Source organism: Mesocryomonas lacus, from assembly GCF_055730105.2.
Genome location: NZ_JBUZWF020000001.1, coordinates 1,034,757 through 1,053,061, shown reverse-complemented (window position 1 = coordinate 1,053,061; position 18,305 = coordinate 1,034,757). Strand labels below are relative to the sequence as shown.

Sequence of the window (18,305 nt, the reverse complement as noted above, 5' to 3'; positions counted from 1 at the left end):
CGGCCGAAGTTGGCCCGGCAAAGCTGCGTCAAGCCCGCATCGCCCCCAACTGATTTTATTTTCAGCACGCTTACTTTTCAAGCACGATATGGCAGGGTGCCGCGTCTGCGGGGTACCCAGCGCTCCGCCGACGCTTGCGCTTCGCCGCAAGCGAGCAGGCAGAGGACGTGTGGCATGTGGCGCGAAATGACCCCCGACGAGACCCGCACCATCGAGGTAGCCGGGCATGAGATCGTCACCTACAGTTTTGGCGAGGGCGACGACGTCGTGCTTCTCCTCAATGGCGGCCCAGGCCTGCCTTGCGACTATCTCCGCGATTCACATGCCTGCCTCGTCGACGAGGGTTACCGCGTCGTCGCCTTCGACCAGCTCGGCACCGGCAAGTCCGATCGCCCGACCGACCCGGCGCTGTGGACCATCACCCGCTATGTCGAGGAGGTGGAGGCGGTCCGCCAGGCGCTCGGCCTCGGCCGGGTGCACCTCGTCGGCCAGTCCTGGGGCGGCTGGCTTGCGATCGAATACGCGCTGACCTATCCGCAGGCGCTGAAGACGCTGGTGCTGGAGAACACCGCTGCTGACATCCCGCATCTCGTCGGCGAGCTGAACCGGCTGCGCGCGGCGCTGGGTTCGGAGACGGTGGCGATGATGCAGCGGCACGAGGCCGCGGGCACACTGTCGCATCCGGAATACCAGGCGGCGGTGACGCTGCTGAACTACCGCCACGTCTGCCGTCTCGCCGAATGGCCGGCGCCGGTGAAACGGTCGCTCGACGACTGGAACATGGGGCCGTACGAGACGATCCAGGGCCCGAACGAGTTCACCTATACCGGCAACCTCAAGGACTGGAACCGCATACCGGACTTGCACCGCATCACCGTGCCGGTGCTGATCACCGTCGGGGCGCATGACGAGCTGACACCGGCCTGCGCGTCGCGGATGAGGGACGCGCTGCCGGACGCCGAGATGACGGTGTTCGCGAATTCCAGCCACATGCCGTTCTTCGAGGAACCGGAGGCCTTCTTCCCCGTGCTGACCGACTTCCTGGCGCGGCGGGGAGGGCGGGCGTGATCGCTCGGCTCTTGCTGCCGGATCCGAGGCCGGGCCTCGACGTGCCGTCCGCGACGCCGTCCGCGAAGGCCTGACATGCACCGCTTCCGCTTCGTCCTGACCCGGCCCTTCCAGCTGATCCCGGTGCTCTTCGGCATCAGCGTGATCACCTTCGTGCTGGTGCGCTCCATCCCCGGCGATCCCGCGCGGCTGATCCTCGGCACCAAGGCGACGCCGGCGGCGCTGGAGCGCATCCGCGCGCAGTTCGGCCTCGATGAGCCGCTCTGGCTGCAGTATTTCTACTTCCTGAAGAACCTCGCCCATGGCGAGATGGGCAAGTCGATCCTCTACAAGATCGACGTTCTCGGCCTCATCGCCGACCGGCTGGAGCCGACGCTGGTGCTGGTTGCCGGCGCGGTGCTGCTGTCTGTCCTCATCGCCGTGCCGATGGCGACGCTCGCCGCCAAGAACCGCGGTGGCTGGGCCGACCAGGCGGTGCGCGTGGTCTCGACCACCGGCCTCGGCCTGCCGAACTTTTGGCTGGCGATCATGCTGATCATCGTCTTCAGCGTCACCCTCGGCCTGTTCCCGGTTTCGGGCTATGGCCGGACCTTCGGCGACAAGCTGCACCACATGATCCTGCCCTGGCTCACCATCGCGCTGTCGCTCTCGGCCGTACTCACCCGCAGCCTCAGGGCGAGCCTCATCGCCGGGATCGGCTCGGACGTCGCGCTCGCCGCCCGGGCGCGCGGGCTTCCGGAGAAGATGATCTTCCGCCGCCACGTGCTGCCGAACGCGGTGATTCCGACGCTCAACCTCCTCGCCGTCAACATCGGCTGGCTGATCGGCGGCACGGTGGTGGTGGAGACCGTCTTCGCCATCCCCGGCACCGGGCAATTGCTGGTGCGGGCGATCTTCTCGCGCGACTACATGGTGGTGCAAGGCGTCGCCATGGTGTTCGCCTGCGCCACGGTGCTTGTCAATTTCCTCGCCGACATCCTGACCGTCGCCATCGACCCGCGGGTGAAGCTGTGAGCGCCGTTCCCCTACCGGGCGCGGTTCCCGCGACCTTGCCGGTGTCCGAGCCCCGCGCGCCGCGGCGGCGCCTTGCCGGCGCGCCCGTGCCGCTCTGGGCCGGCGGGCTGCTGCTCGCCGCCTTCGTCCTCGTGGCGCTGCTGGCGCCGGTGATTGCGCCCTACGACCCGATCTACCAGGATGCCACCGCGCGGCTGACACCGCCCTCGCTGGCGCACTGGTTCGGCACCGACAATTACGGCCGCGACATCCTCTCGCGGGTGATCTTCGCGACGCGGATCGACCTGCAGCTGGCTTTCCTTGGCGTCGCCTTCCCCTTCCTCATCGGCACGACGGTCGGCACCGTCGCCGGCTATTTCGGCGGGCTCGTCGACACCCTGTTCATGCGGCTCGTCGACATCATCCTCGCCTTCCCCTTCCTCGTCCTGATGCTGGCGATCATCACCGTGCTCGGGCCCGGCCTCCAGAGCTTCTACATCGCCATGGCGCTGGTCGGCTGGGTCTCCTATGCCCGGCTGGTGCGGGCGGAGATCCTGATCCTGAAGTCGAGCGACTTTGCGCTCGCCGCGCGCAGCCTGGGGTATGGCCACGCCCGCATCATGTTCCGCCACCTTCTGCCGAACGCGCTGACCGGCTCGATCGTCTTTGCCATGTCCGACTGCGTGCTGGTGCTCCTGGCCGGCGCCTCGATCTCCTATCTCGGCCTTGGCGTGCAGCCGCCGCTGGCGGAATGGGGCATCATGGTCGCCGAAGGCCAAGGCTTCATCACCAAGGCCTCCTGGATCTCGGCCTTTCCCGGCCTTGCCATCGTGGCGCTCGCCTTCGCCTTCAGCCTCGTCGCCGACGGGCTCGGCGAGAAGCTCGGAGCGCGGCCATGAGCGCCGCGGTGCTTTCCGTCGAGGGCCTGACGGTCGAAAGCCGGGACGGCGCGACGCGCCGCGCCATCGTCGACGGCCTGTCCTTCACGCTCGGGCAAGGCGAGATCCTCGGCCTCGTCGGCGAGAGCGGCTCGGGCAAGACCATGGCCTGCCGCGCTCTGATGCGCCTCCTGACCTCGCCGAACCTTTCCATCTCCGCCGACGCCATCCACCTCGGCGGCCGCGACGTCTCGAAGCTCGGCGAGGCCGAGTTCGCTGGCATCCGCGGGCGGGAGATCGGCATGATCTTCCAGAACCCGTCAAGCCATCTCGACCCGGTGATGCGGATCGGCGCGCAGATCGCCGAGACGGTCGTCATCGCCAAGGGCGCCAGCCGGCGCGAGGCCAAGCGGGAGGCGATCGAGATCTTGCGCCAGGTCGGCATTCCCGATCCCGCGGCGCGCGCGGAAGCCTTCGTGCACGAGTTCTCCGGCGGCATGCGCCAGCGCGCGATGATCGCCGTGGCGCTGGCCTCCGACCCCAAAATCCTGATCGCCGACGAGCCGACCACGGCGCTCGACGTCACCGTGCAGGCGCAAGTGCTGCGGCTTCTGAAGGAGCTGCGCGACCGGCGGGGCATGTCGCTGATCTTCATCACGCATGATCTCGGCGTCGTCGCGCAGCTCTGCGATTCCATCGCCGTGCTCTATGCCGGAAGGCTCTGCGAGAAGGGGCCGGTGCGGCAGATCCTGCGCCAGCCGCGCCACCGCTACACCGCCGGCCTCATTGCCTGCCAGCCCGGCGGCGACGCAAGCCTCCGCCGGCTGCGGACGATCGAGGGCCAGCCGCCCTCGCCCTTCGCCATGCCGCCGGGCTGCCGCTTCCACCCGCGCTGCGCCCATGCCGCGGACGATTGCCGGCGCGAGCAGCCGCCGCTCCGAAGCTTCGACCCCGGCGAGGTGGCGGCCTGCTTCCATCCCGTGGCCGAGGCGCCGCCCGCCACCGGGATGCCGGCCCCGTTCCCGCAGGTGACCGCATGAGCGCCCGCCCGATCCTCGAGGTCGACGATCTCGTCGTGCGCTTTGCGCTCGGTGGCGGCGGCCCGCTCGGGCTCTCCAAGCGCACGCTCGCGGCGGTCAACGGCGTGTCGCTGAGCGTCACGGCGGGCGAGACGCTCGGCGTCGTCGGCGAGAGCGGCTCCGGCAAGTCGACGCTCGGCCGCGCCATCCTCGGCCTCGAGCCGGTCGCATCCGGCCATGTCGTCTTCGATGACCTCCGCGTCTCCGACGGCCGGCGCGAGGCGCTGCACCGGCTGCGGCGCGAGACGGCGATGGTGTTCCAGGACCCCGCCAACGCCTTGAACCCGAAGATGACGGTCGGCGCGACGCTCTTCGAGGTGCTGCGCGTCCACGGCAAGGTCCGGCGCGGCGGGGAGGGGGCCCGCGTCGCCGAACTCCTGACGCTGGTCGGGCTCGATCCGGCGCTCGCCGACCGCCGGCCGGGGGCACTGTCGGGCGGCCAGTGCCAGCGCGTCGGCATCGCCCGGGCGCTGGCGGTCGAGCCGAAGCTCGTCATCGCCGACGAGTGCGTCGCGGCCCTCGACGTCTCGATCCAGGGCCAGATCATCAACCTCTTCCTCGACCTGAAGGAAGAGATCGGCCTGACGCTGATCTTCATCGCGCATGATCTCGCCATCGTCCGCCGGCTCTCGGACCGGGTGGCGGTGATGTATCTCGGCCGCATCGTCGAGGAGGGGCCGACCGAGGCCGTGTTCTCGGCGCCGCGCCATCCCTATACCGCCGCCCTCATCGCCGCGATCCCGGAGATCGACCCCGACCGGCAATTGCCGGCAGCGCCGATATCCGGCGAGCCGCCGAGCCCGCTGGCGCTCCCCGCCGGCTGCGCCTTCCATCCCCGCTGCGCCTTTGCCGAGGACGTCTGCCGCAGCGGGCCGCCCCCGGCGCTGAACCGCGCCGACGACCATGGCTGGGCCTGCATCCTGCCGCCCGGCACGCTTTCACCGCCCCATCCACCCGCCCCTCCCGGAGAGACAGCATGACCCGACAGCGCCTGACCCGTCTTCTTGCCGCCACCATGCTGGCCGGCCTGACCCTCGGCACCTCGATCGCCGAGGCCGCCGGCGTCCTCACCATCGGCCGCCGCGAGGATTCCACCACCTTCGACCCCATCCTCTCGGCGCAGAACGTCGACAACTGGGTCTATTCCAACGTCTTCGACGTGCTGGTGCGCGTCGACAAGACCGGCACCAAGCTGGAGCCGGGCCTGGCCGAAAGCTGGACCGTCTCGGACGACGGCCTGACCTACACCTTCAAGCTCCGCGACGCGAAATTCTCCGACGGCTCGCTGGTCACCGCCGAGGACGCCGCCTTCTCGCTGCTGCGCATCCGCGACAATGAGGGCTCGCTCTGGTCGTCCTCCTACGCCATCGTCGACACCGCCGTCGCGACCGATCCGAAGACGCTGACGGTCAAGCTGAAGGAGCCCTCGGTGCCCTTCCTCGCCTCGCTGGCGCTGCCGAACGTCTCGGTCCTGCCGAAAGCCGTGGTCGAGGCCGATCCGGAAGCCTTCGCCGCCGCCCCGATCGGTTCTGGCGCCTTTTCGGTGAAGGAATGGATCCGCGGCGACCGTGTGATCCTCGAGAAGAACCCGAACTACTGGGAGGCCGACAAGGTGAGCCTCGACGGCGTCGAGTGGATCTCGGTGCCCGACGACAACACCCGCATGCTGAACGTCCAGGCGGGCGAGCTGGATGCCGCGATCTTCGTGCCGTTCTCGCGCGTCTCGACGCTGAAGGAGGACGCAAACCTCAAAGTGACGCTCGATCCCTCGACCCGCGAGGACGCGCTCCTCATCAACCACGAGCACGGCAAGCTCGCCGACAAGGCGGTGCGCCAGGCGCTGGACATGGCGATCGACAAGAAGGCGATCGTCGAGGCCGTGACGTTCGGCATCGGCGAGGTCGCCAATTCCTACATTCCGAAGGGCGCGCTCTACTACAACGCCGCCAACATCCAGCGCCCCTACGACCCGGAGAAGGCGAAGGAGATGCTGGCCGCTGCCGGCGCCTCGGACCTCTCGCTCGACTACAACGTCAAGGCCGGCGACGAGGTCGACGAGCAGATCGCCGTGCTCCTGCAGCAGCAGCTGCAGAAGGCCGGCGTCACCGTGGTGATCAACAAGGTCGATCCGTCGACGCAGTGGGACATGTTCACCGCCGGCGATTTCGACGTCGCGGTCGGCTACTGGACGAACGACGTGCTCGACCCCGACCAGAAGACCACCTTCGTCCTCGGCCACGACACCAACCTCAACTACATGACCCGCTACAAGAACGATGCGGTGAAGGCGATGGTCGCCGAGGCCCGCACCGAGGCGGACGCGACCAAGCGCGAGGCGATGTACGTGAAGCTGCAGGAGACGGCGAAGGAGGACGTCAACTGGGTCGACCTCTACTACTCCCCCTACATCAACGTGACCCGGACCAACATCGAAGGCTTCTACCAGAACCCGCTCGGCCGCTTCTGGCTGGAGGACGTCGTCAAGAAGTAGGGCCCCGGGCCCCCGTAGGGCTCTCCCATCCCGTCAGCACGCCGGCGACGGCGTGCCATACCCCGCAAGACGCAGAGGAAGAATGCCATGAAACGGATCGAGCTCGTCGAGAAGATCTTCGACGTCAAGCGCGAGAAGAACCTGAGCTGGAAGACGATCGCCGAAGAGATCGGCGGCTATTCCCAGCTCTTCATCATGACGGCGCTGCTCGGGCAGATGCGCCTGCCCAAGCCCCAGGCCGCAAAGGCGGCGGCGCTCTTCGGCCTCACCGAAAACGAGGAGAAGATGCTGGGCGAGGTTCCCTATCGCGGCGAGCAGAGCCTGGTGCCGCCGACCGACCCGACCCTCTACCGCTTCCACGAGGCGATGATGGTCTTCGGTCCGACGATGAAGGAATACATCCACGAGGAGTTCGGAGACGGCATCATGTCGGCGATCGACTTCGACCTCCAGATGGAGCGCGAGCCGAACGATGCCGGGGACCGCGTCCGCATTACCATGTCCGGAAAATTTCTGCCCTACCGCTACCACCAGCCGCAAGGCAATTTTCCGGCGCTCGGCTACAAGGAAAAGGACTGACCGCTCGGCCTGCTGCCGAAAGGCGGGGCCTGTCCCTCAGCCTCGCCCGTCCGGTCCCCTTTTCGAAAGGGCGTTCGGGCGGGCGGGCAGCGCACGAGGTTGCCGCGCTCCGAGCGTGGCCTTCAGGATGACGGCGAGCGTTGCGGCCGAGACGAAGCCGCAGAGCACCAGTTTCGACAAGTTCTCCATGACGCCGTCGATCTGAACGGCATGGACGACGCTGCCGACGACGATGACGGCCGCCAGAGAGAGATGCGCTCCCCGCCAGAAGGCCGGGCCGAGATGCCGCCGTGCGGCCGCGAGGCAGGCCGTCAGGACGATACCGACGAGGCCCATCACGCCGTAGACGGCGAACGGGGTGGGGGAAACCAGCAGCAGCGCATCCGTGATGTCCTCCGGGCTGGTGAGATAGAGCCCGAGCACATGCAGGAAGACGAGGAAGGCGACGACTGAGCCGGTGATGCGGTGCCAGCGGCGTTGCCGCGCAGGCCGCAGGAGGGGCAGGAACCCGCCGATCAGCACCGGCTGGAGAAACAAAAGGGCCAGCGCCACGACGCCGGCCATGCCGCCGATGACCCATAGCGCGTCGCGGCTCGCCTGAAGCGGGCTCGCGGCGGCGAGCGCCACCGGCACCACGGCGATGGCGAGGACGGCGAACCAGCCGAGACGCCGGCGCCACGGGCGCCGGGCGGGCGAGGGCGTGTGCTCTAGCGGGAGGGGGCGGCCCTCAGCTGCCGGCGGGAGCATCGGCCGGCGCCAGGATGACGTCGACGGCGATACCGGTGTCGCGGCTGCTGTCGAGAAGCGGCCGCAGGAAGACCGTGCCGAACTGCGGATCGTCATAGGCCATGTGGATGTGCGCCTGGCCGAAATTCGGCACGATCGGCGAGGTTTCCAGCCGGAAAGACCCGTCCGCCTCGGTCATCACGCTGCCGCGGTTGCTGGCCTCGCCCTCGCCGCCCCGCTCGGTCGATGCCCAGATTTGCACCCGGACATTGCCAAGGCCCTCGCAGCTGCCGGCTTTGCGGACGGTGCCGGAGACGGTGAACCCCTTGCCGAGATCGTCGACGAGCGGGGCATTGGCGACATAGTTGTTCTTGCCGCCGCGCATCGTTTCCGTGGCGGCGCATTCGGCGGTCTGCGCGGCGGCCGGAAGGACCGGCAGGGCCATGCCGAGCGCCAGCGCCAGCATTCCGGCGCGGCGATCGAAATGGCGTGTTGCGAACGGGGATCGGGACATCGTGCAGGTCTCCTCGGGAAGCGGGACGCATCGAACTCCCTTCGAGGTGGCACAGCGAAGGCGGTTCCGCCACCAGCCTCGCGAACACTTGACTCCCGTGTTTACGAAAAGCGGGCGGCTTCAGGCGGTTGCGGTGACATCCGCGGGGACTTTCGGCTCGGCGTCGAGATAGTCCTCGACGTAGAACTTGCGCCCGACGCGCAGCGCCACGGCGGCGAGCGGCGTCGCAAGCGCGAGGCCGAGGATGCCGAAGAGCGTGCCGAACAGCAGCTGGACCGAGATGGTCAGCGCCGGCGGCAGCGAGACCGCGCTCTCCTGGACGCGCGGGGTGATGAGATAGCTCTCGATGGTCTGGACGAGGATGTAGAGCCCAACGATCCAGAGCGCCGTCGTCACCCCATCCGAGAGCCCGAGCAGCACGGCCGGCACGGCCGCGAGGACCGGCCCGATGTTCGGGATGAAAGTCATCAGCGCGGCGAGGACCGCAAGGATCGGCGCGAGGGGCACGCCGAGCAGCCAGAGCCCGATCCCGGTCAGCACGCCGACGACGGCCATCGAGACGAACTGCGCCTTCAGCCAGCCGCGCAGCGCGATGCCGGCTTCCACCAGCATCGACTTTCCTTTCGGCCGGGCGGAAGGGGCGAGGAGCAGCGTGAAACCGGTCATGTAGGTGCCGGGACTGGCGGCGCCGTAGAGGCCGATGAAGGCGATGATGACGGCGTTCCCGAAAGCTCCGAAAGTCGAGGACAGCGCCGATTTGGCGCCGGTGCTCGACGGCGCGATGCTGCTCGGATCGAGTTTCTGCAGCGTATCGTTGATCCAGGCATGGTCGTCGATGTAGCTGCGCGCCGTTCGCAGCGCCACCGGAAGCCGGTCGAACAGTTGCTGCACCTGGTCGGCGAGGGCGGCGCCCGCGAGCCCGAGGAACACCAGCGCGAGGACGGTCAGGCCGACGCAGAAGACCGCGAGCCCGGTGCCCCGTGCCATGCCGGTCTTGTCGGCGATCCAGTTGCCGCCGCCGCGCAGGAAAACCGACATCAGGATGCCGGCGAAGACGACGAGAAGCACGTCCGGCGTCAGCCAGAGAAGCAGGACGAAGGCCGCCGTGAGGACGAGGATGGAAACGGTCGAGCGGGGCATGCCGGTCCTTGGCGTCAGTCCCGGGCCGTGCCGAATCCCGCTGGAAAGGCGGTGGATCCGAGAGACGCAGGGGATATAGGGGTACGCGTAGCTGGACGAGAAAAAGGGCGGGAACCGTCATGGTTCCCGCCCTTCCGCTTCAGTCCTGAAAGACTAGAGCTTGCGGTGCGCAGCCTCGCTGAGGCTGTCGGCGCCGCTCTTCACCGAGGACTTGGCGTCGCCCACGGCCTGCTGGGCCTCGCCCTTCACTTCCTGCGCCTTGCCGTCGGCCTGCAGACGCTCGTTGCCGGTGACCTTGCCGGCCGCCTGCTTGAGGTTGCCGACTGCCTCGTTGGCGAGGCCCGAAATCTTATCGCCCGTGCTACCCATCGATTTTCTCCCGCGGACATCCGTGTCGCTGGGGAAGAAAATGCGCAGCGTACGGTTTGGTTCATTCGGTCGTGAGAGAGGTGCGCACGGGCGCTCAAACGGCCCGCAGAACCGGCCAGCCGCCTACCAGCCGCACCAGACATTGCCCTTGCTCCGCCAGGGCTGCGCCAGGTCCTCGGCGATCAGCACGCTGCCGGCATCGCGCCCGTCGGCAAGCTGGATGGTGACGCGCGCCCTTCGGCTGCGGTCGCGCCGGCCGCTGTCGATGAGGCTGTAGCCGGGTGCCATCAAGGCGATCAGCCGGGCCCGCGCCGCCTCGCCGTCCGCCTTCTCCGCAGAACAGCCGGGATTGGCGATCGAGGGCGTGTCGACGTCGAGCAGCACCCAGGCGAGGCCCTTCTCTATGCCCATGTCGCCCTCCTCGATGCAGGTCGCCTTACGGTCGCTCCGGCTGGCCTCGGTGCAGACAGCCAGCGGCCCGTCTGCTGCGGCCGCGGGGGCGGGAAGGGCGGCGAAGCCGAGGACGAAGGTTGCGGCGAGAAGGGCCGGCACGAGCGTACCCGGCCGCCCGGCGCGCGTTTGGAGCCGGCATTCCGCGCCGCTTGCGTCGCGGATGGAAGGCTCCCCCGGGGAAAGCGGGCGGCAGCGTCTGGGGTCAGGCAGGATCATGATCGACGTTGGACCATGCCGGCCCTGTCAAGATCAACCCTGACGGGCCCTTTGGCCGCCGATGCGGTCGCTCGTCGCAGCGAAGTGATCCGCGCGCGCCGAAACGGCAGCTGTGTCAGCGCCCGGGAGCCTGACCGGCCGGTGATCCCCCCCGCCGCTCCCTAATGCCGGCGGGCCTTGAGGTCGAAGGCGATGGTGACCGTCAGTGCGAGCCACTGGCCGGTCGCGTCGTTCTCGGCGCCGAGGCGGTAGGCCATGCGGTCGAAGCCTGCGGTGCCGGTGACGTGCGCGGTGCCGTCCGGGTTCTCGGTGAAGCTGAAAGGCACCTCGATCGGCTGGCTGGTGCCCTTGATCGTCATCGTGCCCTTGCCGAGAAAGCCGCTCGCGGTCTTCTCGAAAGCACCGAGCGCGACGCTCGCCTGCGGTTGCGCCGCGGCGTCGAGGCCGTCGGGGCCGGCAAGGTTGGAGCGCACGAAAGCGTCGTCGATGGTCACCGATGCGCTGTCGACGACGACCTTCGCCGAGGCGCTGGCGAGGTTTTCGGGGTCGAAGACGACGGAAGCATCCCAGTTGCCGATCGTACCACCGACGGTCTTGCCGGAGAACGTCGCGGTGTAGCCAAGTGTCGAGGCCGGTTTGTCGATGGACCAGCGGGTGCCGGATGCCGCCGGGGCGGCGACCACGGCAGCGTTCGTCGCCCCGGTCGCGGCACTCCCGCCCCCGACGGCGAGGCCGCCGCCGAGGAAGATGGCGCTCGCGGCAATGGCAATGGGAATGGCGAGGAGCGCGGCCGACTGGCGCGGCAGCCGGCCCACCGGCAGCATGCGGGAGAAGGACGGCGCGCGGTCGACGAGGGAATGCTTCAGCGCGCCGGCGACGTGGAGGACGATCAGGCCGGCGACGGAGTAGGCGAGCCAGATATGGACGGTCTCGGCGGTCTCCTCGGTGGTCGCACTCGCCGCCACCGGCAGGTTCGGCCAGGGCAGGAGGTCGGAGAGGAAGAGCAGCGTCGGGATGCGGGTCGGCGAGGCCGAGACCAGTACCCAGCCGGACAGCGGTACCGCCAGCATCAGGACGTAGAACAGGAAATGCACGAGGCCCGCGAGGGCGGCCTCGGTGGGGCGCATGGCCCCATGCGGCGGCGGCGGGTTGAACAGCCGCCAGGCGATGCGCGCGAAGGTGAGCGTCAGCACCAGGAGGCCGACGGTCTTGTGCCACTGGAACAGCGTGAAGCGCAGCGTATCGGGAAAGATGTCGAGCCGGCTCATCGCAAACCCGATGGCGAGCTGGAACAGCATCGCCAGCGCGATCGCCCAGTGCAGCAGCATCGCCCCGGCATTGTAGCCCCGGACGGTCTCACGCCCGGCGGGGTCGAGCGCATCGCGGTTGAACGTCGTTCCCGGCATCGTCTTCTCCTGCGCTGACAGAGAAAGGGCCCGATCCTTGGACCGGGCCCTTCCTTCGGGAAGCGGCTTACTGCGCGCCGAACTCGGTCTCGATCGTCAGCTTGACGTCGTCGCCGATCGGACCGACCAGCGTGGCCACGCCGAAGTCGGAGCGCTTGATGGTGCCGGTGGCGGAGAAGCCAACGACCGGCTTCTTCGTCATCGGGTGCGGGTTCAGCGCGGCGTTCATCTTGACGTCGAGCGTCACCGGCTTGGTCACGCCGTGGAAGGTGAGGTCACCGGTCACCGTGCCGGTGTCGGCGCCGGTGGTCTTGATCTCGGTCGAGACGAACTTGATGTCCTTGAACTTGCCGGCGTCGAGGAACATGTCGCTCTCGATTTCGGCGGCGAAGTCCTTGTCGTCCTTGGGATAGTTCACGTCGACCGAGGCCGGGTCGATGGTCGCGGTGAGCTTCGACTTGGTCGGATCGGCCGGGTCGATCTCGAGCGTCGCCTGGATGCCGTCGAAGCGACCGATGTAGTTGGACACGCCGAAATGGCTGACCGACCAGAGCAGGTTGGTGTGGGTGGGGTCGCTGACATAGCTGCCGGCGGGAACGCCGATGGTCTGGGCGGAAGCTGCGGAGACGCCGACGAGCGCGGTCGAGGCGATGATCAGGGATTTCACGAGTGTCATGGTCGCTTACGTTCCTTAGGTTGGAAGTAAACCGACCCTAAGCGATCGTATCGCAGCGCAAAATCCCGGCAGGTGCGACGCACTGTTCAGCGTCAGGCGTCTTCAGGGGCAGCCGCGGCCGGATTTTGCCTTTGTCGAGGAAGGATATTTTCCGTGGGCGCCGCGGGTTTGTGCTGGTCGCACCAGGGTTCTGGCGGTGTTCTGGCGGGGATGCACCGGGCGATCCGCCCGGCGCATCGAGCCTGTCAGTTCGGCTGGCGGGCGGTCGCCTCGCACACTTCCACATGCTTCAGCAGCGCGTCCATGCTGAGGATGGCACTGATCGAGCGGACGTCGCGGCCCTTGAGCTGCGGGGCGTTCTGCACGTTCTGCAGGCGCTTCAGGAGATCGGCACGTGTCATGGCATTTCCTTTCCGTTGATGGGGTTTGACGGACGTTTCAATGCGCGGCGGCAAGCCGGACCGGGCTGATCGGCAGTTCGATGTCCACCTCGAGCGTCGAGACGGCATTGCCGCTGTCCATCTTCACCTTCACCTTGTCGCGATCGATTTCGACATGCTTGGCGATGACGGCGAGAATCTCCTCGCGCAGCAGCGCCACCAGATCGGACTGGCCGATCGTCGAACGCTCGTGCGCGAGGAGAATTTGCAGGCGCTCGCGGGCCGCCGGGGCGGTGGTGCGCTTGTTGAGGAAGCTGAACAGGCTCATGCCGCCCTCCGTCCGAACAGGCGTCCAAGGAAACCCTTCCGGTCGCCCGGAACGGTCATCGCAATGTCGGCGCCGTTTAGGCGGCGCGCGGCGTCCATGTAGGCCCGCGCCGGGGCGCTGGTGGCATCGCTGATCGTCACCGGCGTGCCGGTGTTCGAGGCGCGCAGCACTTCCGGGCTTTCCGGAATGATGCCGAGCAGCGGGATCGACAGGATCTCCAGGACGTCCTCGACCTTCAGCATGTCGCCGCGCTCGGCGCGGGCGACGTCGTAGCGGGTGAGGAGGAGATGCTTCTCCATCCGCTCGCCGCGCTCGGCCTTCAAGGTCTTGGCATCGAGGATGCCGATGATGCGGTCGGAGTCGCGCACCGAGGAGACTTCCGGATTGGTCACGACGACGGCGACGTCAGCATGGCGCATGGCCAGCGTCGCGCCACGCTCGATGCCGGCCGGGCTGTCGCAGATCACCCAGTCGAACTTTTCGCGCAGCTCGGCCATCACGCGGTCGACGCCCTCGACGGTGAGGTTGTCCTTGTCGCGGGTCTGCGAGGCCGGAAGGAGATGCAGCGTGTCGATCCGCTTGTCGCGGATCAGCGCCTGGGCAAGCTTGGCATCGCCCTGGACGACGTTGATGAGGTCGTAGACCACGCGCCGCTCGGCGCCCATCACGAGGTCCAGGTTGCGCAGGCCGACGTCGAAGTCGACCACGCAGACGCTCTGTCCGCCCTGGGCCAGGGCTGCGCCAAGGGCTGCCGTCGACGTCGTCTTGCCGACACCGCCCTTGCCCGATGTCACCACCATCACTCGTGCCATCTCAGGCCTCCTTCTATTTCAATTCGTCAAATTCAGGCGAGGACGGCGGTCTTCAGCTCGTCGCCGTCCAGCCAGGCCTGAATGGATTGGCCGACAAGGCCAGGTTCGATGTCTTCGGCGGTCTTGTAGAGGCCGTCGATCGCGATGAGTTCGGCCTGCAGCTTGCGGCAGAAGATGCGCGCACCGGCTTGGCCTGCCGAGCCCGCCAGCGCCCGGCCGCGCAGCGCGCCGTAGACGTGGATCGAGCCGCCGGCGATGACTTCCGCGCCCGAGGCGACGGAGCCGAGAATAGTGACGTCGCCCTCGGGAAAGATGATCGACTGGCCGGAGCGCACGGGCACGTCGACGAGAAGCGATGCCTGTGCCGGCAGGATGGGCGACGGTTGTGGCGCGGTTGCGGCGGACGGTGCCGTGGTCGTCGAGGGAACCGCGGCGTCGTCGACGGCCTCGATGTCCTCGGCGGCACGGCCACCGCGCATTTCCGGCGGCATGCCGGGCGACAGCTGCGAGGGGATGGCGCCTTCGATGCCCATGATCCGGACGTTGCGCTCGCCGAGCGCCGCGATGAGGCCGGTCAGCGCCTCGCGGTCGATGCCGAGGCCGCCGATGTCCAGCACGATCGGCCTGCCCAGGAAGAAGCCGGTCGAACGCTTGGCGAGGTCGTCGAGGCTCGCCAGCCAGTCTTTCAGCGGAAGCTCCGGCGAAAGGACGAGAGCGAGGAAGGATCTGCCGCGGAGGCGGACCGGTTTGATCATGGTTAACGCTTCGGTCATCTTGGTTAAGGCTTGGTTGCGGTACGATCTAAGCCCGTCATCGTTAACAAGGCGTTAAGTTCTCGACCCTGTGCCGAGCTTACGGTCCGCCCGGCACCAAACCTAAGCATCTGACGATGCTGGGATTTTATTTTGGGCTGGGACGGCGCCGCCTCCGACCTGAAATGCTTCAGGCCTTGAATTGCAGGGGGCGGGGGCGACATCCCGCAAGAGGGGCCCTCCGGCCCGGAAGGATCCCGATGTCGGTTCGAAACCTCGATGCCCTGTTTCGTCCCCGCGCCATCGCGCTGCTGGGGGCCAGCACCGTCGAGCGCTCGATCGGCGCGGTGCTCGCCCGCAATCTCATGGAAAGCGGCTTCGACGGCCCGATCCTGCCGGTCGATCCGCAGCGCCGGGTGATTCGCTCGGTGCTGACCTATCCCGGCGTCGCCGACCTGCCGGTGACGCCGGACCTTGCCGTCATCGCGACGCCCCCGGACACGCTGCCGGGCCTCATCGACGATCTCGGCCGGCGCGGATGCCGCGCGGCGATCGTCGTCACCGCCGGTTTCGGCGAGGATGGCGGGGCCGAGGGGATCGCCCTTCGCCAGGCGATGCTCGATGCCGCAAAGCCGCATCTCCTGCGCATCGTCGGGCCGAACGGGCTCGGCGTGATCTCGACGCAGAGCGGCATCAATGCAAGCTACGCCCACCGCGCGCCAGCGCCGGGCAACATCGCCTTCCTCACCCAGTCCGGCCTGATCGCGACCTCGGTGCTCGACTGGGCGGCTGAGCGCGGCATCGGCTTCTCCCATATCGTGTCACTCGGCGCGATGAGCGACGTCGACTTCGGCGACATGCTCGATGTTCTCGAATCCGACCCGCACACGCGGATCATCCTCCTCTACGTCGAGGCGATCACCGAGGCGCGCAAGTTCATCTCGGCGGCGCGGATCGCCTCGCGCACCAAGCCGGTGGTGGTGGTGAAGGCGGGGCGCACGGCCGAGGGCGCGCTGGCGGCGATGGCGCACAGCGGCGTCGTCGCGGGATCCGATGCCGTCTACGACGCCGCCTTCCGGCGCGCCGGCATGCTGCGGGTCGACACGCTCGGCGAGCTGTTCCAGGCGGTGGCGACGCTCTCCTCGGGCTTGCGCGTGCGCGGCGACCGGCTGGCGGTGCTGACCAATGGCGGGGGCATCGGCGTGATGGCGGCCGATGCCGTCGCCCGCACCGGGGGGCGCCTCGCCGAACTGCCGGCGGCAACGCTCGAGGCGCTCGCGGCCTTGCTGCCGAAAGGCGCCGAGGTCGCCCATCCCGTCGACATCCGGGGCGATGCGGACGGCACGCGCTATGCCGCGGCCGCCGCGATGCTGCTGGATTCGGGGGCGGCCGACGCCGTGCTGGTGCTGAACTGCCCGACGGCGCTGGCAGATAGCCTCGCGGCCGCGAAGGCGGTGGCCGAGGTCGCCGGCAAGCGGCGCAAGCCCGTGCTCACCTGCTGGCTCGGCGGCGAGTCGGCCGATGCCGCGCGGCGCATCTTCGACGGCGCCAAGGTCGCGACCTACACCACCCCCGAGCGGGCCGTGCAGGCCTTCGTGCAGCTCGACGACTACCGCCGCAACCAGGATCTCCTGATGCAGACGCCGGGCGGCACGGCCGAGGCGCTGCGGTTCGACCGTCCGCAGGCGGAGGCGCTGATCGCCGAGGCGCGCGCGGCCGGGCGCAGTGTGCTGCACGGCCCGGCGGCGCTGGCGCTGCTCTCGGCCTACGGCATTCCGACGGTCGAGACCGCCGTCGCCGCCGATGCGGACGCGGCCTGTGCGGCTGCCGAGGCGATCGGCTTTCCGGTGGTGCTGAAGATCCGGTCCGACGACATTCACCTGAAGTCCGACGTCGGCGGGGTTCATCTCTCCATCGGCTCGGCCGCGGTGCTGCGCGAGGCGGCGGCCGACATGCTGGCCGCGGTACGGGCGAAGGCGCCGGGGGCCGTGGTCGACGGCTTCCTCGTTCAGCCGATGATCCGCCGCGGCGAGACCCGCGAGCTCAGCCTCGGCGTCTCGGAAGACAAGGTGTTCGGGCCGGTGATCCTGTTCGGCGAGGGCGGCACGGCGGCCGACGTCATCGGCGATCGGGTGGTCGGCCTGCCGCCGCTGAACGACGTCCTCGCCGGCGAGATGATCGCCCGGACCCGCGTCTCGAAACTGTTCGACGGCCACCGGGGCGGGACCGCGGTCGACCGCGCGGCGGTGGCGCTGGCGCTGGTGCAGCTGTCGCACCTCGCCTCGGACCTGGCCGATGTGATGTCGCTCGAGATCAACCCGCTGATCGCCGGCGCCAGGGGCGTGCTGGCGCTCGACGCCCGGATCGTCCTCAGGCCAGCGGGCACACGGCGGCCGCCGCCGGCGATCCGTCCCTATCCGCGCGAGCTTGCCCATCCCGCCCGCACGAACCGGGGCATGGCCTATGCCGTCCGGCCGATCCGGCCGGAGGACGAGGCGGCGATCGTGCGGATGCTGCAGGCGTCTTCGCAGGACGACGTCCGGCTGCGCTTCTTCGCCCCGCGCAGCGATTTCAGCCATGCCTTCGCTGCCCGGCTGACCCAGGTCGACTACGACCGCGAAATGGCCTTCGTGGCGCTGGCCGATGGATCGGACGAGATCAGCGGCGTCGTCCGGCTGATCGCCGATCCCGATGGCGAGGCCGGCGAGTTCGCGGTGATGGTCCGCTCCGACCTGAAGGGCGTCGGCCTCGGCTCGCTGCTGATGTCCGAGATCCTCGCCTATGCCGGGAAACGCGGGATCGTCAGGGTGCACGGCGAGGTGCTGCGCGAGAACACGCAGATGCTGAAGATGGTGAAGCGGATCGGCTTCGGCTCGAAGTCCAAGCCGGACGACGCCTCCGTGGTGCTGGTGGAGATCGCGGTGCCGGCCTGAGGCCGCCAGAATGATTCACGTGAAACACAAAAACGCAGAAGGCCGCCGGATCGCCCGGCGGCCTTCTGGTGAATAGAGTATTTCGAAGCACCGAATTTTCGCCGAAGCCATAGATCCCGCTGTAGCGGGATCTGCCTTCAGCGAGCGGGTGAAATCACCCCCTCGACTGGCTGCTTTAGTTGGCGGGAGCCGGGGTCGCAGGGCCTGCCGGAGCCGGGGTTGCAGGCTCAGGCGTTGCCGTGGCCGGCGGGGTCGCGGCTTCCGGCGCGGGGGCGACAGGGGTTGCCGCCGGGGTCTCGACCGTGGTGTTCGCGCCCGTGGTCGGCGTCTGTGCCGGACCGCCGGCGAAGAAGGCGAAGTAGAGGACCGCCAGCACCACGAGGCCGCCGAGAATGAACCAGACGGCGCTGAGGCTGCTCTGGCGGGGTGGGGGTGTATGGCTCACGTCGTCTCTCCCAGGGCTCGCTAAAACTGTCGGCCCGTTAGAGACTGCAACCTGCCCGGCTTGGGAA

19 protein-coding genes and 1 pseudogene are annotated in these 18,305 nt (G+C 68.4%); 8 read left to right on the top strand and 12 right to left on the bottom strand.

Going from position 1 to position 18,305, the window contains the following annotated elements; translation table 11 throughout:
• The first annotated feature begins 174 nt into the window (after positions 1-174).
• From ACZLZQ_RS04845 to cynS, 7 genes and pseudogenes are all read left to right on the top strand, one after another.
• Positions 175-1,068, top strand: a complete 894-nt coding sequence (locus ACZLZQ_RS04845) for a proline iminopeptidase-family hydrolase (RefSeq protein WP_472948374.1) — start codon at positions 175-177, stop codon at positions 1,066-1,068.
• 75 nt (positions 1,069-1,143) lie between these two features.
• Positions 1,144-2,082, top strand: a complete 939-nt coding sequence (locus ACZLZQ_RS04840) for an ABC transporter permease (RefSeq protein WP_472934269.1) — start codon at positions 1,144-1,146, stop codon at positions 2,080-2,082.
• A gap of 41 nt (positions 2,083-2,123) precedes the next feature.
• On the top strand, positions 2,124-2,960 hold the full coding sequence (locus ACZLZQ_RS04835; protein ID WP_472948453.1) for an ABC transporter permease: 837 nt from the start codon (positions 2,124-2,126) through the stop codon (positions 2,958-2,960).
• Positions 2,957-3,979, top strand: a complete 1,023-nt coding sequence (locus ACZLZQ_RS04830; RefSeq protein ID WP_472948373.1) for an ABC transporter ATP-binding protein — start codon at positions 2,957-2,959, stop codon at positions 3,977-3,979. The genes ACZLZQ_RS04835 and ACZLZQ_RS04830 overlap by 4 nt, the downstream gene beginning before the upstream one ends.
• Before the next feature lie 2 nt (positions 3,980-3,981).
• Positions 3,982-4,998: pseudogene (locus ACZLZQ_RS04825) on the top strand (ABC transporter ATP-binding protein); the annotation flags it as partial.
• A gap of 35 nt (positions 4,999-5,033) precedes the next feature.
• Positions 5,034-6,509, top strand: coding sequence for an ABC transporter substrate-binding protein (locus ACZLZQ_RS04820; protein WP_472948452.1), 1,476 nt, complete (start codon positions 5,034-5,036; stop codon positions 6,507-6,509).
• Between the two features lie 87 nt (positions 6,510-6,596).
• Positions 6,597-7,088 (top strand): cyanase, encoded by a 492-nt coding sequence (gene cynS / locus ACZLZQ_RS04815; protein WP_472948372.1) that lies wholly within the window; start codon positions 6,597-6,599, stop codon positions 7,086-7,088.
• Positions 7,089-7,124: 36 nt separating this feature from the next.
• Here the strand turns inward: cynS and ACZLZQ_RS04810 are convergent, their stop codons facing one another.
• From ACZLZQ_RS04810 to minC, 11 genes are all read right to left on the bottom strand, one after another.
• Positions 7,125-7,835, bottom strand: a complete 711-nt coding sequence (locus ACZLZQ_RS04810) for a ferric reductase-like transmembrane domain-containing protein (RefSeq protein WP_472948371.1) — start codon at positions 7,833-7,835, stop codon at positions 7,125-7,127.
• Positions 7,816-8,328 (bottom strand): peptidase associated/transthyretin-like domain-containing protein, encoded by a 513-nt coding sequence (locus ACZLZQ_RS04805; protein WP_472948370.1) that lies wholly within the window; start codon positions 8,326-8,328, stop codon positions 7,816-7,818. Before ACZLZQ_RS04805 ends, ACZLZQ_RS04810 begins: the two co-directional genes overlap by 20 nt.
• A 120-nt stretch (positions 8,329-8,448) precedes the next feature.
• Positions 8,449-9,468 (bottom strand): AI-2E family transporter, encoded by a 1,020-nt coding sequence (locus ACZLZQ_RS04800; protein WP_472948369.1) that lies wholly within the window; start codon positions 9,466-9,468, stop codon positions 8,449-8,451.
• Positions 9,469-9,621: 153 nt separating this feature from the next.
• Positions 9,622-9,837, bottom strand: coding sequence for a CsbD family protein (locus ACZLZQ_RS04795; RefSeq protein ID WP_472934276.1), 216 nt, complete (start codon positions 9,835-9,837; stop codon positions 9,622-9,624).
• A 123-nt stretch (positions 9,838-9,960) separates the two neighbouring features.
• Positions 9,961-10,389, bottom strand: coding sequence for a hypothetical protein (locus ACZLZQ_RS04790; protein WP_472948368.1), 429 nt, complete (start codon positions 10,387-10,389; stop codon positions 9,961-9,963).
• 278 nt (positions 10,390-10,667) lie between these two features.
• Complete coding sequence (locus ACZLZQ_RS04785; RefSeq protein ID WP_472948367.1) at positions 10,668-11,912, bottom strand: cytochrome b/b6 domain-containing protein; 1,245 nt, start codon at positions 11,910-11,912, stop codon at positions 10,668-10,670.
• A gap of 67 nt (positions 11,913-11,979) precedes the next feature.
• Entirely contained in the window at positions 11,980-12,588 is a 609-nt protein-coding gene (locus tag ACZLZQ_RS04780) for a YceI family protein (RefSeq protein WP_472934279.1), read from the bottom strand.
• 245 nt (positions 12,589-12,833) lie between these two features.
• Positions 12,834-12,989, bottom strand: a complete 156-nt coding sequence (locus ACZLZQ_RS04775; protein ID WP_472934280.1) for a hypothetical protein — start codon at positions 12,987-12,989, stop codon at positions 12,834-12,836.
• Positions 12,990-13,026: 37 nt separating this feature from the next.
• On the bottom strand, positions 13,027-13,296 hold the full coding sequence (gene minE / locus ACZLZQ_RS04770) for a cell division topological specificity factor MinE (protein WP_472934281.1): 270 nt from the start codon (positions 13,294-13,296) through the stop codon (positions 13,027-13,029).
• Complete coding sequence (minD, locus tag ACZLZQ_RS04765; RefSeq protein ID WP_472934282.1) at positions 13,293-14,108, bottom strand: septum site-determining protein MinD; 816 nt, start codon at positions 14,106-14,108, stop codon at positions 13,293-13,295. The genes minE and minD overlap by 4 nt, the downstream gene beginning before the upstream one ends.
• Positions 14,109-14,140: 32 nt before the next feature.
• Positions 14,141-14,881, bottom strand: a complete 741-nt coding sequence (gene minC / locus ACZLZQ_RS04760) for a septum site-determining protein MinC (protein ID WP_472948366.1) — start codon at positions 14,879-14,881, stop codon at positions 14,141-14,143.
• Positions 14,882-15,120: 239 nt separating this feature from the next.
• Between minC and ACZLZQ_RS04755 the strand changes: the two genes are divergently transcribed.
• Entirely contained in the window at positions 15,121-17,793 is a 2,673-nt protein-coding gene (locus tag ACZLZQ_RS04755) for a bifunctional acetate--CoA ligase family protein/GNAT family N-acetyltransferase (RefSeq protein ID WP_472948365.1), read from the top strand.
• 175 nt (positions 17,794-17,968) lie between these two features.
• On the opposite strand, the gene ACZLZQ_RS04750 is transcribed toward ACZLZQ_RS04755, so the two are convergent.
• Positions 17,969-18,238 (bottom strand): hypothetical protein, encoded by a 270-nt coding sequence (locus ACZLZQ_RS04750; RefSeq protein ID WP_472948364.1) that lies wholly within the window; start codon positions 18,236-18,238, stop codon positions 17,969-17,971.
• Between the last annotated feature and the right edge of the window lie 67 nt (positions 18,239-18,305).

Coding starts and splice junctions, on each gene's coding strand:
- minC (WP_472948366.1), bottom strand. CDS start 14,881: ATGACCGAAGCGTTAACCATGATCAAACCGGTCCGCCTCCGCGGCAGA.
- ACZLZQ_RS04785 (WP_472948367.1), bottom strand. CDS start 11,912: ATGCCGGGAACGACGTTCAACCGCGATGCGCTCGACCCCGCCGGGCGT.
- ACZLZQ_RS04755 (WP_472948365.1), top strand. CDS start 15,121: ATGTCGGTTCGAAACCTCGATGCCCTGTTTCGTCCCCGCGCCATCGCG.
- ACZLZQ_RS04820 (WP_472948452.1), top strand. CDS start 5,034: ATGCTGGCCGGCCTGACCCTCGGCACCTCGATCGCCGAGGCCGCCGGC.
- ACZLZQ_RS04810 (WP_472948371.1), bottom strand. CDS start 7,835: ATGCTCCCGCCGGCAGCTGAGGGCCGCCCCCTCCCGCTAGAGCACACG.
- ACZLZQ_RS04845 (WP_472948374.1), top strand. CDS start 175: ATGTGGCGCGAAATGACCCCCGACGAGACCCGCACCATCGAGGTAGCC.
- ACZLZQ_RS04840 (WP_472934269.1), top strand. CDS start 1,144: ATGCACCGCTTCCGCTTCGTCCTGACCCGGCCCTTCCAGCTGATCCCG.
- ACZLZQ_RS04795 (WP_472934276.1), bottom strand. CDS start 9,837: ATGGGTAGCACGGGCGATAAGATTTCGGGCCTCGCCAACGAGGCAGTC.
- ACZLZQ_RS04775 (WP_472934280.1), bottom strand. CDS start 12,989: ATGACACGTGCCGATCTCCTGAAGCGCCTGCAGAACGTGCAGAACGCC.
- ACZLZQ_RS04800 (WP_472948369.1), bottom strand. CDS start 9,468: ATGCCCCGCTCGACCGTTTCCATCCTCGTCCTCACGGCGGCCTTCGTC.
- ACZLZQ_RS04830 (WP_472948373.1), top strand. CDS start 2,957: ATGAGCGCCGCGGTGCTTTCCGTCGAGGGCCTGACGGTCGAAAGCCGG.
- ACZLZQ_RS04780 (WP_472934279.1), bottom strand. CDS start 12,588: ATGACACTCGTGAAATCCCTGATCATCGCCTCGACCGCGCTCGTCGGC.
- minE (WP_472934281.1), bottom strand. CDS start 13,296: ATGAGCCTGTTCAGCTTCCTCAACAAGCGCACCACCGCCCCGGCGGCC.
- cynS (WP_472948372.1), top strand. CDS start 6,597: ATGAAACGGATCGAGCTCGTCGAGAAGATCTTCGACGTCAAGCGCGAG.
- ACZLZQ_RS04805 (WP_472948370.1), bottom strand. CDS start 8,328: ATGTCCCGATCCCCGTTCGCAACACGCCATTTCGATCGCCGCGCCGGA.
- minD (WP_472934282.1), bottom strand. CDS start 14,108: ATGGCACGAGTGATGGTGGTGACATCGGGCAAGGGCGGTGTCGGCAAG.